This is a genomic window from Bradyrhizobium sp., assembly GCF_019244115.1.
Lineage (GTDB): Bacteria > Pseudomonadota > Alphaproteobacteria > Rhizobiales > Xanthobacteraceae > Bradyrhizobium.
This window is the reverse complement of record NZ_JAFATE010000506.1, coordinates 1-19352: the sequence shown is the minus strand read 5'-3', so window position 1 is coordinate 19352 and position 19352 is coordinate 1. Positions and strand designations below refer to the sequence as shown.

Sequence of the window (19352 nt, the reverse complement as noted above, 5' to 3'; positions counted from 1 at the left end):
CCCAACGGTTGGCCTCCAATGGAGAGCCCTATTGCCTCGTCACGCGTTTTTCACTTTGCTGAGATGGATGATCGTCGTTTAACTGTGCCTTGTTGTCTCTCTTGGGTCGCACCCTGGCGCGGCTGGTTTCCGCGGAAGTCCTGGCGGAGGCGTCATATGAGATTTTTGAGCGTGCTGGCAGCCGTGTGTTCAGTCTGTCAAGTCGCCACGGCATTCTCAGGGGAACGGCCTGTATTGGAAACGGGCTCAGTGCTCGGTAGTGAGCTGTCGTTCGCCAACACTCTGGAAATGCTTGACCAGCACTTCGGTTCGCCGCCTGTTTGGAGAGAAGGGGGCGTGCAGGTCGATGCGCCGGTCCTGCCGTTCAATGATCCATCATTTTCCTGGGCGGCCGGGTATATCTGGAACCATCATTTGGCGGGGCAGCCGGTGCTATGGCCGCCACCCGCGAAGGATTTCCCGGCTTGGACGTCGAACGGCTTAGCAGACGCCAGTCCCAATGGCGATATGATGCGCCAGATGGAAGGCAAGCTCGTTCCGCTCACGTGGTCGGGAACGCTGAATCTCACAGTGCAGGAAATGCCCGCCGAACTTGCCCGAACCGTCGGCAAGGAGGACCCAAAGGAGTATATCGGCGCGACCATCAACAGCTATCCCTTCGCGCAAAAATACGGCATCTTCGCCATCTCTGCGAAACTCCCGTTGGGCAAGGGACTCTGGCCGGCATTCTGGCTATTGCCGGCGGACAAGAGCTGGCCCCCCGAAATCGATGTGATGGAAGTGATTGGTGTGGAGCCGAGCACGTTGTACACGAGCCTTCATACGAACATTCCCCATAGGGAAACGGCGTATGGATTGGGTACGGACACCCATCTCGACTTGAGCGCCGCCTTCCACGAATACGCTGTCGATTGGGGACCGGAAAAGATTGACTGGTATTTCGACCGAAAGCTCGTCTACTCGCGGCCCACGCCACCCGATCTGCACAAGCCCTGTTACATCGTGGCAAACGTCGGCGTCGGCAAGGAAAACGGCTGGGGCGGCGCACCTGATAGCTCGACGCATTTTCCCGCCACGATGCAGGTCGCCTACATCAGGGTTTGGCAAAGGCCTCAGTACGTTGGTCGCTAACCGCCACGGCTCTTGCGCCGGTCGGAGAAGCGTTGGTGTTCGAGGCCGCTCACTTGGTAAGAACAATGAGCACAGACCAAGCGTGGCGCTGGACAAAAGGAACTTGAAGCAACAGGTCGTCTGCGCGCTCGCACAGCTTCATCATAGTTGGACCGATGAGGGTTGTTTTGAAGGGAACTGCGGCGAGCGTTGTCAACCCGAAAAATTTGCACTCAATATCGCGAAAAACGCCGCGGGCAATTTCTAGATCGCTCATGACGAGAGGATGCTCGTCTTCCGTGCGATACTGAGGCGTCATCTTCCGAAAGAGGTTGAGCGCTGGATTATGCCCCAATGGCTCGCTAAAAATTGCTTTACCGCCAGGGCGGAGCACCCGAAAGATTTCAGAAAAGCATTTGTTCAGGTCGAGATGGTGGAGAATGCCGCGACCGAACACCAGGTCGAATTCATTGTCCGGAAACGTCAGGGCTTCGGCGTTCATCACCGCGAAGTCACAATTGCTCAACCCTAGCGAGGTGCAAATCTGCCGCGCCTTTTCAATGGCCTTATCGGATATGTCGATCCCATGAAAATGAGCCGTCTCCTGAGCGAGTCGATCGTTGACGAGGGAGATGACGCCGTCTGAGCAGCCGTACTCCAAGACGTTCGCGCCGCGCCCATATTGCCGCACGAGATCGTTTTGAGCCTGTGTGCCGGCGGCAAGTGCGCCGTACCACTTGTTCAACGGTTCGCGAATGTCGTGCTCCGCTCCGAAACGTTGATTGTGAAAATCACGTTCTCGCTCGATACGCGGTTGGTGGCTCATATCGGCCTCTCACTAAAATTCTCTCAAAAGGACATGATGTAGCGCTCAGGCCGTTAAGTTCAGAACGCTAGTTTCCCGGCGGGCGGTTCGATCTGACTTCTTGTTCTAGCCATGGCCGCCCCTGTTGTCAGCTTGCTGTCGGGATGGCGAGCGAGCATAGTAAAAAGCTGCGATGAACATCATCGAGGTCATATTGAACTGGCTGTAAAGCTCGACCTCGCCAATTGTACGCGCCAGGATGAACGTCACATATCCGGCAAAAAAGCAGCTTTCCGGTGCAGGATACCATAGTGCCCACCGCCAGACGCTGAAGAACACGACAAGCGTCGTGGCGGCGGCGATCACAATTCCGATCACGCCCAGCTCCACCCCTGTTTCGAGCCACAGATCGTGAAAATGAAAACCGTAGTGATTATTGATGTAGAAAGTTTCCCAGAACCGTATCGCGTCGGCATTGCTTTCGTTCCAAAATGCCTGGAGGCCGACACCAAGCGGGTGATCGGCAATGATTTCAGCCGCGTGAGACCATAGAAGCGTACGGCCGGTAAGGCTGACGTCTTTCCCGATTGATTGTAGGATCGTCTCAAACAGGCCATCGAACAGCAGGAACGAAGCCAATATGATTACGCTGGCAACAAACGCGCCAACGCAGGCCAGAAATATTCGCGTGGCTGGTCGAAACGGTCGCATCAGAAAGGGAGCGAGGGAACAAACGAGAGCCAGGCTCCCCGCCAGCAAAGCGCCTTCCGAGTCCGCTGCTATGAGCATGCTCGGCGCAGCCAGCAAAGCGGCGAGGGCAATGGCTCGAATGAGCAGATGCTGTCGGTCGAGTATCAGCCAGAAGCTTGATAGCACAACCAGCGCAAGCGTTTGACCGACCATGTTCTTGGAACCGAACACGGAAGGGGCGAACAGAAAGGTCGCGTTCGCACCGACGAATGCGAAAAAGGTAATGAGGATGAACGATCCGGCACGCAGTCCTTGCGCGAACATGAGGACCGCAAGCACCGATACCCAAATTTGGGCCGCGCTGCGCAATGATTGCGTCGGCTGTTCGGACCAGATGACGGAGAGCGCTCCGAACAACACGATGGCCCACGGAATGATATTCCAGGTCAGGGCCTGGTAGAAGCGAAGCGGAAACAGCGCGCAATAGAGCAGGACCGCGCACAGAAAGATGATAGCTGGTATGGTCTGGACGACAATAATGAGTGTGCTTGAAAGCGCGCAGCAAAGCCATAACAGCCAGGTGACCCGGTATTCCCAGTCCGTCTGATGGGCCGCAATGGCAAGTGACGGGGAGCTCATGTCGCGCCAATCGCCGGTAGCGAGAGGGTCGTACCGCTGCGCGCGCGCATCTGATCTGGCATTTTGTGTCGATAGTGCTCTAGAGACCATTTCGTAGACCGCCGGCAGTGGACTCCCCGATGTCTGGCGCGACAGCGGCCTTATTTGTCGCTGCTGCGATTCATCAGCGTGACCGGAATCGGTGGTTGACGGCCGCTGGTTATCGGGCGGGTCCATTGTCGATTTTTGATCACGTGTCGTCAAGACGCCGAGCGGCAGGTTGCGGCCGTTTCGAAGGTTTTGATGAACGCGGTTGCGCGCCAGGCTGCGCCGTCCGTGAACAAAGCAGGGCCAGATTGACGCCAGATCGGTTAACGAGCTCACGCTCCGCATGAGCGGCGATTCTGCCCCTGAACCCTCATGTTGGCCGAGAGATAGGAAGAGGCGCCGGCTGCGTAGCAACGCATCTTATCCGCGTAGGAAAAGTCATATTCGGGCAGAAACCGGTTCTCGCGGGCGAGCGTCTCTCTTACGAACCCCTTTAGATCCCAGGGCGCCTGTCGGCACAGATCGGGGCATTTGAAGAGATACTTGGCGTAGAGAGCGCCGGAGCCGATCATGTAACTCCGCCAGAGTCGCTGGGCGGCCTCTGAAGTTTGGCGGCCGTGATGATGGTAAACTACGATGTTCGGCATGTATTCGAGCTTGATGCCCGCGGTATAGGCACGAAAGATATAGTCGGTATCCTCTCCTGCCGGGATGGACCCGACCCCGAACAGCTCGTCCATCGGGCCAAGTCGTTCGTAGACCATCCGGCTCACGAAAAGATTGCAGCCCAGAAAGCAGTTCCCGAGGTTCTCATATCGCGCGGAGCGGTCCTTGATATGCCATTGGTTTCGCGTGGTATCGGTCTTGATCGTCAGCGATAAGTCCCCGGCGTTCCCCAATTCGACCCGGCCGCCACGCAGTGCGAGGTCCTTATCCGTCGCATGCAGGTGCACGAGCTCGACGAAGTAGTCCCGCTGCAGGCGGCAATCATCGTCGATGAGGACGAGAATGTCGCCTTGCGCTGTTCGGAGTCCTCGATTTTTTGCTATCGCGATGCCGGTGCGAGGCTCACATTCAACCCGAACCGGGATCGATGCGTCGGCTGCGAAATTGTGCAGAACGGCCTCCGTGTCGTCAATCGATGCATTGTCAACCACCACGATTTCGGCATCTCTCAGCGAGGCCGCCCGCGCAGCCGCGTCGATCGATTGCAGGCAATGAACGATCGCGTGAGCTCGGTCTTTGGTGCAGATGACGACGGATACTTTCATTAGCTCTGCTTTTGCACGGCTGGAGTCGATCCGAACGGGAGAGACAGCAGCGCGCTTTCGTCGATGAAGGAACGTCGCTGAACGAGGACACAGACGACCATCGTCGCGAAAGCCAAGAGGGCGCAGAGCCCGACGTCGGCAAACTTCTGAAGTGCAAAGGTTCTGTTGACCTCCGAGTAGACCAGTATCGCGATCGGGGTGATCAGAGCTGGCACAACCAAGGTCTCGAGATATGTCGCGAACCGGCATTGAAGGAGAGAGAGCACGAGGCTCAGCGTGCGCGGTACATAAAGCAGGACCGCGAAGGTGTAGGCTCCGGCCACCCAATGGATATCGTGGGACAACAAAAGCGACAGCAGCAGCGCGCCGAGCCAGATGGGGCTGAACTCGATCGTCATCCGCAGCCTCAGATCAGGCCGGCCCAGCACCAGCATGATGTCACCGCCGAGCGCCATCATTGCCTGGATCGCTCCAGCCGCCGCCAGGATCATGAAGATTGTGCCCGATTGGGCCCACTTTTCGGAGAGCAGGATCTTGAAGATCGAGTGATGGGCGGCCGCCACCAAGCTCATCGACGGGACCACGAGGACACTGAGGACGCGAGTGGCGAGCAGGAAAGTCCGCCGGATGGCCGGCAAGTTCTCCTTGACTGTCGCCAAATGCGAATAGAGCACGTATTGCATCGGCCCGGTGATGACCATCGTCGGCAGGCGAATGAACTGCATGGCGATGGTGTAGAAGCCCACCGAAGTCGGTCCCAGCACACCTCCGAGAGCAAGGTTGTCGACCGATCCGGACAGCTGAGCGATAAGGTTGGTACTAAGAACGTCCCGGCCGAATACCAGGTGATGTTTGATCGCGGCGAGATCGAAGACCAAGCGCGGGCGGAATGGCGAGCAGACGAAGGTCACTAACAGCCGGGTGAAGAAAAAGGTAATCTGTTGGGCAACCAAGGCCCAGACCCCGGCTCCCATGAATGCGGCGGTGACAGCCGTAGCGACACCAAGAACGGTCGAACTGATTTCGATAGCCGCAATAGTTGAGAACTGGCGGGCCTGCTGGAGCGCCGCGCCGGGAATTACGGCGGCCGCCTGTGCCGCGATGATTAAGGACAGCGTGGTGACAATTAGCTTGAGCTTCGGTTCGCCGAAGGTGTAGGCCACGAGCGGCGAAAGAAGGACCAGGATCGGCACTATTGCACCGCCCAAGGAGAAGATCACCCAGAAGCTTGTCGACCACGCCGTCTCGTCCTTTAGCGGCGTCGAGCGAACGAGGGACATGCCAAGTCCCGCGTCCGTGATCAGCATTGAGAAGAGTATGAGGGGCGATGCAATCGCGACCAATCCGTAGTCGGTGGACGTGAGCAGGCGCGACAGAATCGGGACGGCGATGAACTGCGCGAGGAGGCGGGTGAGGCTGGCCGATGAGACGAGTGCGGTACCAGTCACAATCCTGCGGAGTGACACTATACTGATCCTGCTATCGCGCGCCGCAGTCCCCGGGCGTGCAGTCGAGTTCGGTCACTAGCCCATAGCATAGAGGGTGGGCTCAGAGAGTTGCGGCACATAATCGTGAATTCATAGTAAAGGCAGAGGTGAAAGCAAAAACAACAAGTGTTGTTGTGCCCGGCACAATCGGGAAAGCTCAAGGCCCTTTTCTTGTACTTCGGTTACTATCATTGTTCTTAATGAATGCGGGAACGCCAACGGTCATGCGCTCTGCGCCAGCCCTCTCAGCAGTTGGCGCACGGGTTGGTGAGGCATCATGGTACCGCAGGAAGACTCGAAAACCGGTAGAGGCGATAAAATCGATACGCTCATCGCTGCCGCGATCATGGCGTCAGACATTTTTGCCGAGCAGGCACGATACCGCCTTGGACAGGGGGCGCAGGGCCGCCGACACGACTACCCCTATCGCTGTTCTCTTCTCGGCACTTTGGTTCATCTATTGCCTTTCGCCCCCAATGACCCATAGGTGCCGGCCAGATAGGCCCGCGATGACACGCCCGCGGGGAACCGTAGCGTGAGTCACTTGCGATCGTGGCGGGTGAGTTCAATGCCTTGGCGCCCGGGCTGATGGCGTCCAACTGTCGTAGGTGCCACGCCGGCGTGCTGCCACTACTTAACGACCGGCATTCAAACACCAAGTCGCACACCTTTGCGCGAATACGTCGCACCGGCGCGTTAAGCAAAGGCCAGCGAATTTTCCAAAACCGCTCGGGCGGCTGCTACTGTTGACGTGGCGGCGCCCGGCATCCTTGGTTGACCAGCTTTCTAAGCGCAGCGTAAACTTATCAGGAGAATGTGTTATGCCGATCGCGAGCACGGTGGGCCTTGGCAAAGATGTGCGGATTTACCATGAGGATCAAGTCAATCTTTATGGCTGCACCGTCGGGGATGAAAGCCGGATTGGCTCTTTCGTCGAGATTCAGAAGAACGCCACCATCGGTGCGCGATGCAAGCTCTCCTCGCACAGCTTCATCTGCGAAGGCGTCACAATTGAAGACGAAGTTTTCATCGGGCACGGCGTGATGTTCACCAATGATCGTTTCCCGCAGGCGACCAATCTGGACGGCGTGCCGCAGACGGAAGCAGATTGGTCCGTTGAAAAAACACTCGTCAGGCGTCGTGCCTCGATCGGCTCCAACGCGACCATCCTGTGCGGCATTATCGTCGGAGAAGGGTCGCTGATCGCCGCCGGTTCGGTTGTGACCAAGGACGTCCCGGACTATGCGATTGTCGCAGGAGTACCTGCGCGCGTCATTGGCGACACTCGGAAGAGAACGGCTTGAACGGCCTCTGTTGCTTCATTGCTGCACGAGGCGCACGGAAATGGAAGACAAACTGGGATCGAAAGCAGTGGTGAACATTGGCCTCATCGGTTACGGGTACTGGGGACCCAATCTACTGAGAAATTTTGCAGAATTGCCCGGCGTCAGGACGGTCGCCGTCGCAGATCTCAGGCCTGCGCAGCTTGAGTCTGTTTCGCGCCGATATCCTTCGATTAGAACAACAACGCATTTCGAAGATCTCATCGCCGACGAAAGTATCGAAGCCATCGTGGTCGCAACGCCAGTTGCGACCCATTTCGAATTCGGTATGGCAGCCCTCAAGGCAGGAAAGCATTTGTGGCTCGAAAAGCCGATGACGGAAACAAGTCACCAGGCAGAAAAGCTGGTTGAGGAGGCGGAGAAGCGTTCACTCACACTGTTCGTGGATCACACCTTCATCTACACCGGTGCGGTCCGCAAGATGGGTGAATTGATCAAGAGCGGAGATCTTGGGAAGATCCTCTATTACGACTCGACGCGAGTTAATCTCGGCCTGTTTCAGCGCGACGTTAACGTGATCGCAGATCTTGCAGTTCACGATTTCGCGATTCTCGACTATCTCTTGGATGAGCATCCGATAGCGGTCTCTGCCAGCGGCATCAACCACTTTCCAGGGACTCCGGAAAATCTTGCGTACATTACGCTGTTCTACGATTCCGGCGCGATAGGTCACACCAACGTCAGCTGGCTTGCGCCCGTGAAGGTTCGGAAGGTTCTCGTCGGTGGAAGCAAGAGAATGATCACATACGATGACCTAGAGCCTAGCGAGAAGGTCAGGGTCTACGACAAGGGTATTAGCTTCACCGATGATCCGAAGGTGATACACGAGATGCGCGTCGGCTATCGCACAGGAGATATGTGGGCGCCGAAACTCGACGGAAGCGAAGCATTGAGGGTCGCTGTCGAACATTTCGTGGAATGTATCGCAAAGGGCGAACCTCCCATCACAGATGGCCGGCTTGGCCTCCGCATCGTGGAAGTGATCGAAGCCGCCACAAGCTCGATGCGTGGCCGGGGAGAAACCGTTCGTATTCGCCGACACAAATCCGACGAGCCGCTGACATATGCGTCTCGCTAGCGGCCGCAGGCCCTAGCCAGCGCGTCCACAACGCGGTCCTGATCGGTATCGGTCATTTGCGGATAGAGCGGCAGGATGACGGTTCGATTCTGGGCCTCTTCCGATCTTGCGAGCGAATGGAGGTGCCGCATTCCAGAATAGGCTTTTTCCCTGTGCGCGCACATGATGCCGCGCCGGGTTGAGACCTCTTCATCGAGCATAGCCTGCATTACCTGGCGCTGATGGCAACCGTCGGGTAGACGAACGCAAAAACTTTGCCAGTTGCTGCGGGCATAGGAGGGTTGGACTGGCAAGCCAAGCCCCGGGATTGCTGCAAGCTGTTCCAAATAGCGGCTGGCCCGCTGCCGTCTCGCCTGGACGATCACCGGAAGACGCTTCAGCTGTTCCCGACCCACAGCGGCCTGAATATCGGTCATTCTGTAGTTGTAACCTACAACAGGATGATCTTCGAAAATGACCTGCGGCGAGCCATGGCGCACCGTGTCGGGGACGCTCATTCCATGTTGTCTGAGGAGGCGGAACTTGGCCGCCCACTCGGGCTTGGAAGTCGTGAGCATGCCACCGTCGCCAGTACTCATGATTTTTCTGGGATGGAAGGAAAAGCACGCCACGTCGCCGCGCGGCCGGCCGATCTTTTCCCATTCGCCGTCGATGAGGATCTCGGAGGCGATCGCGCAGGCGGCGTCCTCGATCACAACCAGGCCATGCCGGCGGCCAAGCTCGACGATTCGGCCAAGGTCACAGGGCATGCCCATCTGATGCACGCAAAGGATCGCGCGAGTTCTTGGCGTGATCGCGGCCTCGATCAATGTCGGATCGATATTGAACGTTTCCGGTTCGATGTCGACGAAAACCGGTATCGCGCCACAATATCGGATCGAGTTGGCTGTCGCGATATAGGAATGGCTGACCGTGATCACCTCGTCGCCCTGCGAAATTCCCGCCGCCAGGAGCGCCAGGTGGAGAGCGGTGGTGCAGTTCGAAACGGCTACGGCTAACTCGGCCCCGGTGAACGCTGCGAATTCGCGTTCAAAGGCCGCGACTTCGGGCCCTTGTGTGATCCAGCCACTCAAGATCACGCGTCGCGCAGCCTCAACCTCCCGTTCGTCCATTACGGGCTTGATGATCGGTATCATGCCGGCAACCTCAGGAATGAAAGCGCGGATCTTAGCTCACCAGTTCACGATTGGCATGCCACCAGGTAACGAGTCGCTCTAAGCCTTCCCTTAGCCCGACACGCGTCCGGAAGCCGAGCAGCTTTTCCGCCTTCGATGTGTCAGCGAGCCGTCGTGAAACGGGATTCACCTTTCGCTCGGGGCCGTATTCCGGCTTGAGGTTCGAGTTCATGACGTCGAGCAATGTCGCCGCGAGTTCGTTCAGACTGGTCTCGATCCCGCTTGCAACGTTGAAGGCCTCGTCCGACACGCCGCTCTGCAGTGCGAGTATGTTCGCCCGGGCAACATCATCGATATAGACGAAATCCATGGTGGTCGAGCCGTCGCCGAGAATGAGGGGACGCTGGCCGCTGGCGATACGATCCATCCAACGGATCAACACTTCGGTATACTTGCCGTGAGTGTCCATGCGCGGGCCGTAAACGTTGAAATAGCGTAGCACGACGTAAGGCAAGCCGTACATGTCGTTGAACGAGCGAAGCAGGCCCTCCAGCATGATTTTGGAGGCTCCGTACCATGTGCGGTTATTGTAGGGATGATGTTCTTCTCGGGTCGGAAAGGTATCGGCAAGTCCGTAGATGGACGCTGTCGATGCGGTGACGACTTTCCGAACACCGGCCGCGTGGGCCGCCTCTAACACGTTGAAGCTCCCGTCGCACATCACGCCAAGGGCTTCACGCGGCTCCGCAGCGCAGGCAGTTATTCTCAAGGTCGCCATGTGGATGACCGCGTCCATGCCCCGCGTGACCGCATGCACCGTCGGGACGTCGCGAATGTCTCCTTCGATCAGCTTCACGCGCCGATCCTTCAGCGCCTCCTCGACATTTCGCGTCGTGCCCCGGCTCAGATTATCCAAAATGACGATCTGCTCGGGATTATGCTCGCGTAGCAGGAGATCGATCGTTGTCGAGCCGATCAGGCCGCAACCGCCAGTCACAAGAATTCGAGCGCCTTCGATTTCCATTATTGTTTATCCCTACTTAAGCATGAAGATGAAGGGTAGCGCTATTTTTGGTAGTTTTCGATGACGGCGGCCGCTACCGCTTCTTGAGCAGACTGGGTAAGCTCCGGATACATCGGGAGCGAAAGAACTTCCGCTGCGGCTTGCTCTGCAGCCGGGAATTGACCGCGCTTGTAGCCAAGATCGGCGTAGGCGGGCAAAAGATGAATCGGGTGGGGATAGTGAATTCCGCTCTGAATGCCCTTAGCCAGGAGCCGTGCATGAAGCGCATCACGATTCGGCGCTCTGATCGCGTAGATGTGATAGACGTGCCGGGCGTAGGACGCCTCCTGCGGCAACGGGATGCCGGTTTCGGCAAGCAACGCCGCATACCTCTTCGCAGCTTGCCGTCTCGCTTCGGTCCAGCCATCCAGATGGCGCAGCTTGACGCGGAGGATGGCGCCCTGGATCGTCTCGAGGCGGTAGTTGTATCCCTTCAATACGTGCTCGTATTTCTTTTCGGCCCCCCAGTCGCGCAGCATGCGCAGCGAGCGACCGAATGTCGCATTCCCGGTGACCGCCATGCCCCCTTCCCCGTAGGCGCCAAGGTTCTTGCCAGGATAGAAGCTAAAGCAGCCGATGTCGCCGATGCTTCCAACGCGGCGCCCCTTGTATTCGGCCCCGTGCGCCTGACACGCGTCTTCGACTACGACCAAGTTATGCTTTCGCGCGACCGCCAAGATCGGGTCCATATCGGCAGCCTGCCCATACAGGTGAACCGGTATGATGGCCTTTGTGCGCGGGGTGATCGCTGCTTCGAGGAGTGCAGGATCGAGGCAGTAAGTGACCGGGTCAATATCAACGAATACTGTCTTCGCGCCGGTGTAGTGGATGGCCGCCGCCGTCGCGACGAACGTAAATGGAACGCTGATGACCTCGTCGCCGGGGCCGATGCCGGCCGACAACAGCGCAAGGTGCAAAGCGCTTGTCCCGGTGTTTACACCAACGCCGTGGACACTACCTGAGTACGTCGCGAACTCCTTCTCGAACTCGACGACTTCCGTTCCGAGCGTGAACTGGCAGGAATCCAACACGGAGTTGATCGCGGTATCAATCTCAGATTGGATGGCCTTGTACTGCACTTTCAAGTCAACAAAAGGAATTATCATCAGCTCCAACTCAAATGCGTTTGCCGTCTTAAGCTCATATAACCTGAACTGGTCCACATGACCCGCCTGGACCGCTTCGTCAGAACCGGTCTGAAGGCCGCACTTCCTAGACTACGAACGAAAGCGAGCCGGATTGTGGGGGACCCGCTTCAGCAAAAAGGCTAACCGATCAGAACGACTAACCTATCCGTGTGCCATGAGGCACGCAACGAACATCTCCAATTAAGCATAATCCGAGTAGACAAGGTCGCCAGCAAGGATAGGATTTCTTGTCAATTTTTGTAACCGAGAATGGCGCAAGCAAGCGGCTGGTCAGTGTCCTGTGACAAAATCGAAGAGTTCAGAGGGGAGCGTGAGGGTTATCCAATTCGGCCGCGCGACTTCTAGCAAGCTTTGCTCGATTTGAGGCGGAGGTCCAGCGCGCCGAGGCGGCCTACGCAAATCATGAACTCGATATGGCGGCGTTCTATGTCGCTACCGCTTCAACCATAGCGGCGCACGCGCATTGCGGAATATTCGCCAGCCCCCGGCTTGAACGTGTCTTGAATGGGTGTCGAACGCCAGATCGCCTCAGGCGAGGAGGTCGGGAATTTCGGGCGCGCTCCTATCAAAGCGTGTTGCACGTCGCCACAGAAGTGGCAGCCGTGGGCGGGCTCACGCGAATGATCAGCCGCTGGATTCTCTGCTTCTCACTCAGCACAAAGGCAGGATCCCCGATCATCTGAAAGACGCGGTGGGCGCAGTGGTGGCCAGATCACCAGGCTAAATAGGATGATCACCAGCCGGCTGACGCGCCCGTTACTAGAAAAGGCATTGTTGGTAGCCCGGGGCTGGCCCGCCGGGCTGCGCCTGTCGTTCAATCTCTCGGGCTATGATCTCACCTCGTCCGAGGGTGTTCTCGCCGTGGTTGCCACGATCGAGAAGAGCGGCTTCGAGGCTCGGCGCCTCGAGCTTGAGATTACCGAAACGGCCTTCACGCGCGATTTTGGCCAGCTGCAGGAATCAATCCCCATGCTCAGGAATCTCGGTTGCGGAATCTCGCTGGATGATTGCGGGACGGGATATTCCAGCCTGTCGCGGCTTCATGCGCTGCCGCTCACCAAGATCAACGTCGATCGCGATTTCGTCACGGACCTGCACGAGAAACCGGCGAGCTACAAGATCGTCAAGTCGCTGCTCGCGCTCAGCGGCGACATGAAGATCGACTGCATCGTCGAGGGAGTCGAGACCGGGGCGGAGATGGCCACGCTCAAGGAGCTTGGAGGCGTCCTGGTGCAGGGCTATTTCTACTCGCCGCCAGCTCCCGCACTCCGAAATTGCGGCCACCCTGGCGCAGCGCGCAATCGTCGCAAAAGCCGGCTAGCGGAACGCTGTCGGATGGCAAACGCTGCTCCGCGAACATCAGGCGGCTTGTTTGGCGCCAGCTTGCGAGGCTCGCCCGCGGCGGATATCCTGTCGTGTCTCGAGAGCTTATTTCGGCCTGGTCACGCGGCTTTCCGTAACAATTGCCTGGTTTAGCCGGTCGGAAGGTAGCATGGCACCCCGCTTCCAACGCCACGCAGGACGCGATGAACGCGAAGAGCAAGGACAAGTCGAAACCGCGCAAGGCGATGACACGCGTCGAATTGGAGCAGGCGCTTGCCGACGCGGTCAGAGCCAGCCATCCGGAATGCGAGGGATTGGTGGCTGTTCTCGTCGAGCGGGTCGTCCCGCCATGGCCCGATGCGGCCAATTGGGCCGTCAAGGGTGTGAGGTACGGCAAAGCCGATCGCAAACGATGCGGGAGCGTGCTGGCGGATGTGGTGGCGGCGCGCCAGCAGGAGTTTGAGCTGTCCGAGGGGCCAGCCTGATTCATCCTAAGTTGCGAGAGGTAATTAGCTGCGACCCCACCAGCCTTGACGCTCCCGAATTTCGATGCTGCAATGCGTCGAGTGCAGCGCAGCGTTGGAGTTTCGATGAGAGAAGTCATCGAGCAGGCTTTCAAGAGCTACGAGTTGACCGACGCCATGGACGCCGCGCAAGTTGCAGTCTCGCGCGAGAGGGTGGCCCGCTACATCGACAGCCTCATCTCGGCCGGCCAACGCGATCCACTGCGACTGGCAGAATACGCGCGTGCTTATCTGAAAGAGATCCACGAGGGACCGGATCCGCGCTTTACCGGCTGGTGAGCTCAGCTTGCGGGCGTTGGAGCCACGCTGTCCGAAATGTCGTCGAGCGACGGTACGATCGACGGTGCCACGTCGTGGTCGGTCGCGGCCAGCTGCTCGATCAGTTGCTGAAAGCGCGGCGGGAGACGGGTCGGCATGTCGCGCTTGAGCCAAATGCGCAGGCGCTCGCCGATCTCATCGCAGATCGCGCGCGCGTGATCATTGTCGATCGGGATGGTCACTCTCGCTGCCATGGCGCTTGCCGGGTTGCCGCAGGCGATTAAGCCCAGCGTCCGGTTCAAATGCGGTAAACGCGCCTCGCAGCATCGGCAAGATGCTGAAGATGGAGTAAACGACCGCGTCTCCCAGAGCCTCGTCTGGCGCGCAGTCCGCTCGCAAATTGCGCGGGGCGGGAGCCTCAAGGCGTCCGGGGCAGGGGCGCTGTCGCGGTGAGTTAAACGTCCCGCTTCGGCAAATATTGCCCGGCGATGCATTTGTAGCGCTCCAGCCTCCAGTCGTGGTAGGGCCCGTGTGCGAGCCAGTCCGCAATCCCGATCTGCCCATTCATTGCGCAGGATGCCATCGTAATACCGGACTGCTCACTGTTGGTGACGACCTTCTCCATGCAGAGCTGGCCGTTGCAGAGAATAGCGACGAGAGTAACAAGCATGGGTGCCTTCATTGCTCGGGAGAATACCCGTTGGTTTCACTCTTGCAGGGTTTGTGCCAGCTTGAGACGTTGTCGGTTCCGTAATTTACCGGTTGGTTGATTCTGGTTCTGTGATGCTCGACAGCTACAGCGGCGCGACGCGGCTCCATGTCATCATCGGCGATCCGATCGCGCAGGTGAAAGCACCTGGTGGGCTGACGCGCGAGTTTGGCAAGCGCGGCCGGGATTGGATCGTGGTCCCGTTGCAACTCACAACGGCCGATGTCGGCGCGGGCTTGTCCGTGCTATCGCGTGCGCGCAATGTCGACGGGCTGATCGCGACGGTGCCGCATAAGTTCGCGCTCGCATCGCATTGCTCGACGCTGTCGGATCGCGCGGGGTTTCTCGGTGCCGCCAATGTCGCGCGTCGCAATGCGGATGGGAGCTGGCATGGCGACATGCTCGATGGCGAGGGTTTTACGGATGCGGCTGCGCGCGTTGGATGTCGCATGCAAGGCGCCCGCGCGCTTCTGATCGGCGCGGGCGGTGCCGGCAGCGCGATCGCCTTGTCTCTGCTCGATCGTGGTGTGGCGAAGCTTGCCATTCACGACATCGATACCGACAGGCGCGCTGCGCTGCTCGCAAAGCTCGCTGACAGGTTTGGCGACCGGATCGGGCAGACGACCGGTGATGCGTCGAACGTCGATCTTCTGGTGAACGCCACGCCGATGGGCATGAGGGCGGATGATCCGTTACCGCTCGACATTGCCCGCCTCGATGCGGCGACCTTTGTCGGCGACGTCATCACGGTGCCGGAGATCACGCCGCTGCTTGCGGCCGCGCGGGAGAGAGGATGTGCCATCCAGACCGGCATCGGCATGTTCGAGAGCAATATCGGCCTGATGGCGGATTTTTTCGAAGGCGGGGCGTCGCAATAAGCGCATGTTTTACTGGTGTCGTCCGCACGCTTTCCGTAAATGGCACGGCATGAACCCGATCATCAGCCAGTGGCTTGACGACCTCCAGAACGCGATGGCGTTCCTTACCCGTCTGCCGGTGCCGAGCCGCGCCGGGTTGACCTCATCCGGTCTCGCACGCGCCTATCGCGCCTTTCCGCTGATCGGCGCGCTGATCGGCGCGGTGATCGCGTGCGCCGATCTCCTGCTGCTGCGAGCAGGGCTCTCGCCGATGCCGGCCGCTGCGCTCGCGCTTGGCGCGGGCATGCTGCTCACGGGGGCGATTCACGAAGACGGGCTTTCCGATGTCGCGGACGGCTTTGGCGGCGGCCGGGACAAGGCGGGAAAACTCGAGATCATGCGCGACAGCCGGCTCGGCACGTTTGGCGCGCTGTCCCTTCTGGTCGCCTTTGCCGTCAAGGTTGGAACACTGGCCGTGCTGCCGCGCAGCGACATCTTGCTCGACATGATCGTCATTCATGCGCTGTCGCGCGCGCCGCTCGCGGTGATCGCGGCGCGCATGGCTTACGCCCGCGATGACGGGCTTGCTGTCGCGGCCGGACAGCCGGACGCAAGGACGGCCGTTGCGTCCTGCTTCATGGCGGCCGTCATCGCGCTGCTCTGCCTGCCGTTCGGTGCGGCCATCAGGGCCATGCTGGTCGTGGCGGCCGCCTCGTTCTGCCTTGCCGTTCTGGCACAGCGGCAGATCGGCGGCCAGACCGGGGACGTTCTCGGTGCGGCGGAGCAGGTCGGTGAGGTGGCCCTGCTGGCGCTGCTCTCCACGCAGGCCTGAACGTGGCGCTGGAAACGCATCTCTGGCTGATCCGCCATGCGCCTGTTTCGGGACCGCCCGGCTTGCTACACGATCTCCAGGCGCCGGCTGATATCAGCGATGTCGCGGCCCTGTCGCAGCTTGGCGCGCAGCTCCCCGCCAACCGTTCTGCGATCACCTCATCGGCGCGGCGCGCGCAACAGACCGCGCGCTCGCTCGGTCTCGAGCCGCGCGTCGAGCCGGCTTTCAACGAGCAGGACTTTGGAGCGTGGACCGGCCGCAGCCATGACGAACTCCGGCGCGCGTTCGGCGCCACCTATGACGATTTCTGGCGCGCACCTGCAACCAGCCGGCCGCCCGGCGGCGAGACGTTTGTCGAGCAGATCGCGCGCGTGCGCGGTGCGATCGATGCGCTGTCGGCGGGTGACGTCATCATCGTCGCGCATGGCGGGACGATTCGAGCCGCGCTTGCAATCGCGCTGGATATCGCCGCTGAGGCCGCTTTGGGTTTCGTGATCGATCCTTGGTCGCTGACCCGGCTCGACCGCCTGGATGGCGGCTGGCGGATCGTTGCGGTCAATCGCGCGTGAGACTGCGAGGCTATTTCAGCCGCATCGGCAATCCGGCCACGACGAACTCAACCTCGTCGGCAACGCCGGCGATCGTCTGGTTCATCACGCCCGCCGCGTCGCGAAAGCGGCGCGCCAGCGCATTGTCCGGCACGATGCCGAGCCCGACCTCGTTGGTCACGAGCACGACCGGGCTTCTCTGGCCCGCGAGCGTCGCCGCGAGCCGCGATAACTCCTGAGTGACGTCGCGCTCGGCATGCATGAGGTTGGACAGCCACAGCGTCAGGCAGTCGATCAGCCGGGCGCCGCGGCCATCCGTCTCGATCAGCGCCTGCGCGAGCTCCAGCGGAACGTCGCGCGCGATCCAGTCCGGGCCGCGCCGCGCTCGATGCTGCGCGATGCGCTCGCTCATCTCGGCATCGAGCGCCTCCGCGGTCGCAAGATAGATCGGCTGGCCTGCAAAGGCTGCCGCGCGGGCTTCCGCGCGCACGCTCTTGCCCGACCGGGCACCTCCGGTGATCAGGATGATGGTCATGCTCGTCCGTCCTCGAACCCCCAATAACCATCTATCGCCTATGGTGACAAAGCAAAATCGCCTCTTGCGCTGACGGCCCATTCTTGCGCATCAGGGAAGCGGCAAACAGGAGAGGATGCGTGGGCTTTGCGGACGCGCTCGCGGTGGCGATGGCGGTGGATAGCGTGCTGGGCTGGCCGGACGCCCTGTTCGTGCGCTTCGGCCATCCCGTCACCTGGCTCGGCCGGCTCATCACTGCGCTCGACGCGCGCTGCAATCGCGAGACCGATCCGCCGCTTCAGCGGCGCGCAATCGGCGTCGCGGCGGCAGGGGCCGTGATCGCGCTCGCGGCCGGCGTAGGCTGGGCGGTGCAATCGGCGATCGATGCCAGCTGGGCGCGCCTCGTGCTCGTCGGCATCATCGCCTGGCCGTTGCTAGCGCTCCGCTCGCTCTACGATCACGTCGCCGCCGTCGCGCAGCCGCTCAAAGCAGGCGACCTCGACGCGGCGCGATTGGCGGTCGCCAAAATTGTCGGGCGCGATCCGGCGCTGCTTGACAAAGCCGGTGTGGCGCGTGCGGCGATCGAGAGCCTTGCTGAGAACGCGTCGGATGGCGTGGTGGCACCGGTGCTTTGGGGCGCGCTGTTTGGTCTGCCCGGCATCTTCAGTTACAAGGCCGTCAACACGCTGGATTCCATGATCGGCCATCGCACCGCGCGCCACCAATCATTCGGCTGGGCTGCGGCGCGGATCGACGACATCGTCAATCTTATCCCGGCGCGCCTCACGGGCTTGCTGTTTGCGCTCGTTGCGGCACGACGATCGGAGGCCATGTCCTGCATGATGCTGGATGCGCGGCAGCATCGCTCTATCAATGCCGGCTGGCCGGAAGCGGCCATGGCGGGCGCGCTCGGCGTGCGTCTTTCGGGACCACGGGCCTATCGCGGCCGCCTCGCGGAGGAGCCATGGCTGAACCGGGACGCGCGCGATCCGGGCGCGCTCGATGTCGCGCTCGGGCTCGAGATCTATGTCCGCGCGATGATCGTGCTGACAGGCCTGCTTGTCATCGTCGCGCTCGCCTGATTAACAGAGGCCATGTTGGACCACGGCGGCAATCTGGATCAGGCGATGCGGCGCTTTGGTGGCCGGCCGGATGATTGGATCGACCTCTCCACCGGCATCAACCGAAGCCCTTATCCGGTGCCCGAGCTTGCCTTGCGGCATTGGACGGCGTTGCCGTCGCGCTCAGATATCGAAAGACTGCAAGACGCCGCACGCCAGGCCTATGCCACGCCGGCAAAAGTCCTGGCGCTGCCAGGCGCGCAAGCGGCCATTCAATTGCTGCCGCATTGGCTTGTCCGCGGCGACGCACGGATTCTTTCACCCACCTACCATGAATATGCGGAGGTGTTGCGGGCGGCCGGCTGGAATGTCCGGGACGTTGCCGATCTCGACGGGCTCGCCGGCGCCGACCTCGCCATCATCGCCAATCCGAACAATCCCGATGGGCGCGTTCACGATCCGGTGGCGCTGCTCGCGCTGCTGCCGCAGGTCGGCCATCTCGTCGTCGATGAAAGCTTTGCGGATGCGGTGCCCGGCCTGTCGCTTGCGCCGCAAGCGGGCCGTTCGAGCCTTTTGATCTTGCGGTCGCTCGGCAAGTTTTACGGACTCGCCGGCCTGCGTCTCGGTTTCGTGCTTGGCCCTGAAGCAGACGTCGCCGCTCTCGCGCGTTTGGCCGGTCCTTGGCCGGTCTCGGGTCCGGCGATCGCGATCGGCCAGCAGGCGCTCATGGACCGCGCATGGGCGGAGGCGACGTCAGCGCGCCTTGCCGAGGAGGTGCCGCGGCTCGACGGCATGGCGCAGAACGCCGGCTGGAGACTGGTGGGCGGAACGCCGTTGTTCCGGCTCTATGAAGTCGGCGATGCCGCCGCCGCGCAGGAACGGCTGGCGCGCGCAAAAATCTGGTCGCGCATCTTCAGGGACCGGCCGGGCTGGTTGCGCCTGGGTTTGCC

Annotated in this window: 20 protein-coding genes and 1 pseudogene; 11 read left to right on the top strand and 10 right to left on the bottom strand. The window is 60.3% G+C overall.

All coding sequences use genetic code 11. The annotated features are described in order from the left end of the window. Positions 1–156 precede the first annotated feature (156 nt). Positions 157–1131: a glycoside hydrolase family 16 protein gene (locus tag JOZ76_RS22360; RefSeq protein ID WP_291701947.1), complete on the top strand. Its 975-nt coding sequence runs from the start codon at positions 157–159 to the stop codon at positions 1129–1131. Positions 1132–1180: 49 nt separating this feature from the next. On the opposite strand, the gene JOZ76_RS22355 is transcribed toward JOZ76_RS22360, so the two are convergent. From JOZ76_RS22355 to JOZ76_RS22340, 4 genes are all read right to left on the bottom strand, one after another. Beyond that, the gene (locus JOZ76_RS22355) at positions 1181–1936 is read right to left on the bottom strand and encodes a class I SAM-dependent methyltransferase (protein ID WP_291701945.1); all 756 of its coding nucleotides are present in this window, start codon (positions 1934–1936) and stop codon (positions 1181–1183) included. 105 nt (positions 1937–2041) lie between these two features. Beyond that, positions 2042–3607 (bottom strand): O-antigen ligase family protein, encoded by a 1566-nt coding sequence (locus JOZ76_RS22350; RefSeq protein ID WP_291701943.1) that lies wholly within the window; start codon positions 3605–3607, stop codon positions 2042–2044. Beyond that, entirely contained in the window at positions 3604–4542 is a 939-nt protein-coding gene (locus JOZ76_RS22345) for a glycosyltransferase family 2 protein (RefSeq protein WP_291701941.1), read from the bottom strand. Before JOZ76_RS22345 ends, JOZ76_RS22350 begins: the two co-directional genes overlap by 4 nt. Continuing rightward, positions 4542–6008, bottom strand: a complete 1467-nt coding sequence (locus tag JOZ76_RS22340; RefSeq protein ID WP_291701939.1) for a lipopolysaccharide biosynthesis protein — start codon at positions 6006–6008, stop codon at positions 4542–4544. Before JOZ76_RS22340 ends, JOZ76_RS22345 begins: the two co-directional genes overlap by 1 nt. A gap of 842 nt (positions 6009–6850) precedes the next feature. Between JOZ76_RS22340 and JOZ76_RS22335 the strand changes: the two genes are divergently transcribed. Beyond that, on the top strand, positions 6851–7333 hold the full coding sequence (locus JOZ76_RS22335) for an acyltransferase (RefSeq protein ID WP_291701937.1): 483 nt from the start codon (positions 6851–6853) through the stop codon (positions 7331–7333). A gap of 67 nt (positions 7334–7400) precedes the next feature. After that, the gene (locus JOZ76_RS22330) at positions 7401–8450 is read left to right on the top strand and encodes a Gfo/Idh/MocA family protein (protein ID WP_291702028.1); all 1050 of its coding nucleotides are present in this window, start codon (positions 7401–7403) and stop codon (positions 8448–8450) included. On the opposite strand, the gene JOZ76_RS22325 is transcribed toward JOZ76_RS22330, so the two are convergent. The 3 genes from JOZ76_RS22325 to JOZ76_RS22315 are packed head-to-tail and all read right to left on the bottom strand — an operon-like array spanning position 8447 to position 11731. Further along, a complete protein-coding gene (locus JOZ76_RS22325; protein WP_291701934.1) occupies positions 8447–9586 on the bottom strand; it encodes a DegT/DnrJ/EryC1/StrS family aminotransferase in 1140 nt (379 codons plus the stop codon). The genes JOZ76_RS22330 and JOZ76_RS22325 overlap by 4 nt on opposite strands. A gap of 31 nt (positions 9587–9617) precedes the next feature. Further along, a complete protein-coding gene (locus tag JOZ76_RS22320) occupies positions 9618–10583 on the bottom strand; it encodes an NAD-dependent epimerase/dehydratase family protein (RefSeq protein ID WP_291702026.1) in 966 nt (321 codons plus the stop codon). Positions 10584–10630: 47 nt separating this feature from the next. Next, a complete protein-coding gene (locus JOZ76_RS22315; protein ID WP_291702024.1) occupies positions 10631–11731 on the bottom strand; it encodes a DegT/DnrJ/EryC1/StrS family aminotransferase in 1101 nt (366 codons plus the stop codon). A gap of 777 nt (positions 11732–12508) precedes the next feature. Between JOZ76_RS22315 and JOZ76_RS22310 the strand changes: the two are divergent. The 3 genes and pseudogenes from JOZ76_RS22310 to JOZ76_RS22300 form a co-directional block, all read left to right on the top strand. Continuing rightward, a pseudogene (locus JOZ76_RS22310) lies at positions 12509–13033 on the top strand (EAL domain-containing protein); the annotation flags it as partial. Positions 13034–13302: 269 nt separating this feature from the next. Next, complete coding sequence (locus JOZ76_RS22305) at positions 13303–13584, top strand: hypothetical protein (protein ID WP_291701932.1); 282 nt, start codon at positions 13303–13305, stop codon at positions 13582–13584. Positions 13585–13689: 105 nt separating this feature from the next. Continuing rightward, on the top strand, positions 13690–13902 hold the full coding sequence (locus JOZ76_RS22300) for a hypothetical protein (protein ID WP_291701930.1): 213 nt from the start codon (positions 13690–13692) through the stop codon (positions 13900–13902). Positions 13903–13904: 2 nt separating this feature from the next. Here the strand turns inward: JOZ76_RS22300 and JOZ76_RS22295 are convergent, their stop codons facing one another. Continuing rightward, positions 13905–14135: a hypothetical protein gene (locus JOZ76_RS22295; protein ID WP_291701928.1), complete on the bottom strand. Its 231-nt coding sequence runs from the start codon at positions 14133–14135 to the stop codon at positions 13905–13907. A gap of 200 nt (positions 14136–14335) precedes the next feature. Beyond that, positions 14336–14551: a hypothetical protein gene (locus tag JOZ76_RS22290; protein ID WP_291701926.1), complete on the bottom strand. Its 216-nt coding sequence runs from the start codon at positions 14549–14551 to the stop codon at positions 14336–14338. Positions 14552–14664: 113 nt separating this feature from the next. Here JOZ76_RS22290 and JOZ76_RS22285 point away from each other — a divergent pair, with 113 nt between their 5' ends. The 3 genes from JOZ76_RS22285 to JOZ76_RS22275 are packed head-to-tail and all read left to right on the top strand — an operon-like array spanning position 14665 to position 16848. Beyond that, positions 14665–15468, top strand: coding sequence for a shikimate dehydrogenase family protein (locus JOZ76_RS22285; protein ID WP_291701924.1), 804 nt, complete (start codon positions 14665–14667; stop codon positions 15466–15468). Between the two features lie 49 nt (positions 15469–15517). Continuing rightward, positions 15518–16279, top strand: a complete 762-nt coding sequence (cobS, locus tag JOZ76_RS22280) for an adenosylcobinamide-GDP ribazoletransferase (protein WP_291701922.1) — start codon at positions 15518–15520, stop codon at positions 16277–16279. A 2-nt stretch (positions 16280–16281) separates the two neighbouring features. After that, on the top strand, positions 16282–16848 hold the full coding sequence (locus tag JOZ76_RS22275) for a histidine phosphatase family protein (protein WP_291701920.1): 567 nt from the start codon (positions 16282–16284) through the stop codon (positions 16846–16848). 10 nt (positions 16849–16858) lie between these two features. On the opposite strand, the gene cobU is transcribed toward JOZ76_RS22275, so the two are convergent. Next, complete coding sequence (gene cobU / locus JOZ76_RS22270) at positions 16859–17362, bottom strand: bifunctional adenosylcobinamide kinase/adenosylcobinamide-phosphate guanylyltransferase (protein WP_291701918.1); 504 nt, start codon at positions 17360–17362, stop codon at positions 16859–16861. Positions 17363–17481: 119 nt separating this feature from the next. Here cobU and cbiB point away from each other — a divergent pair, with 119 nt between their 5' ends. Then, on the top strand, positions 17482–18423 hold the full coding sequence (gene cbiB / locus JOZ76_RS22265; RefSeq protein WP_291701916.1) for an adenosylcobinamide-phosphate synthase CbiB: 942 nt from the start codon (positions 17482–17484) through the stop codon (positions 18421–18423). A gap of 12 nt (positions 18424–18435) precedes the next feature. Next, a partial coding sequence (cobD, locus tag JOZ76_RS22260) for a threonine-phosphate decarboxylase CobD (RefSeq protein ID WP_291701914.1) occupies positions 18436–19352 on the top strand: 917 nt, incomplete at its 3' end.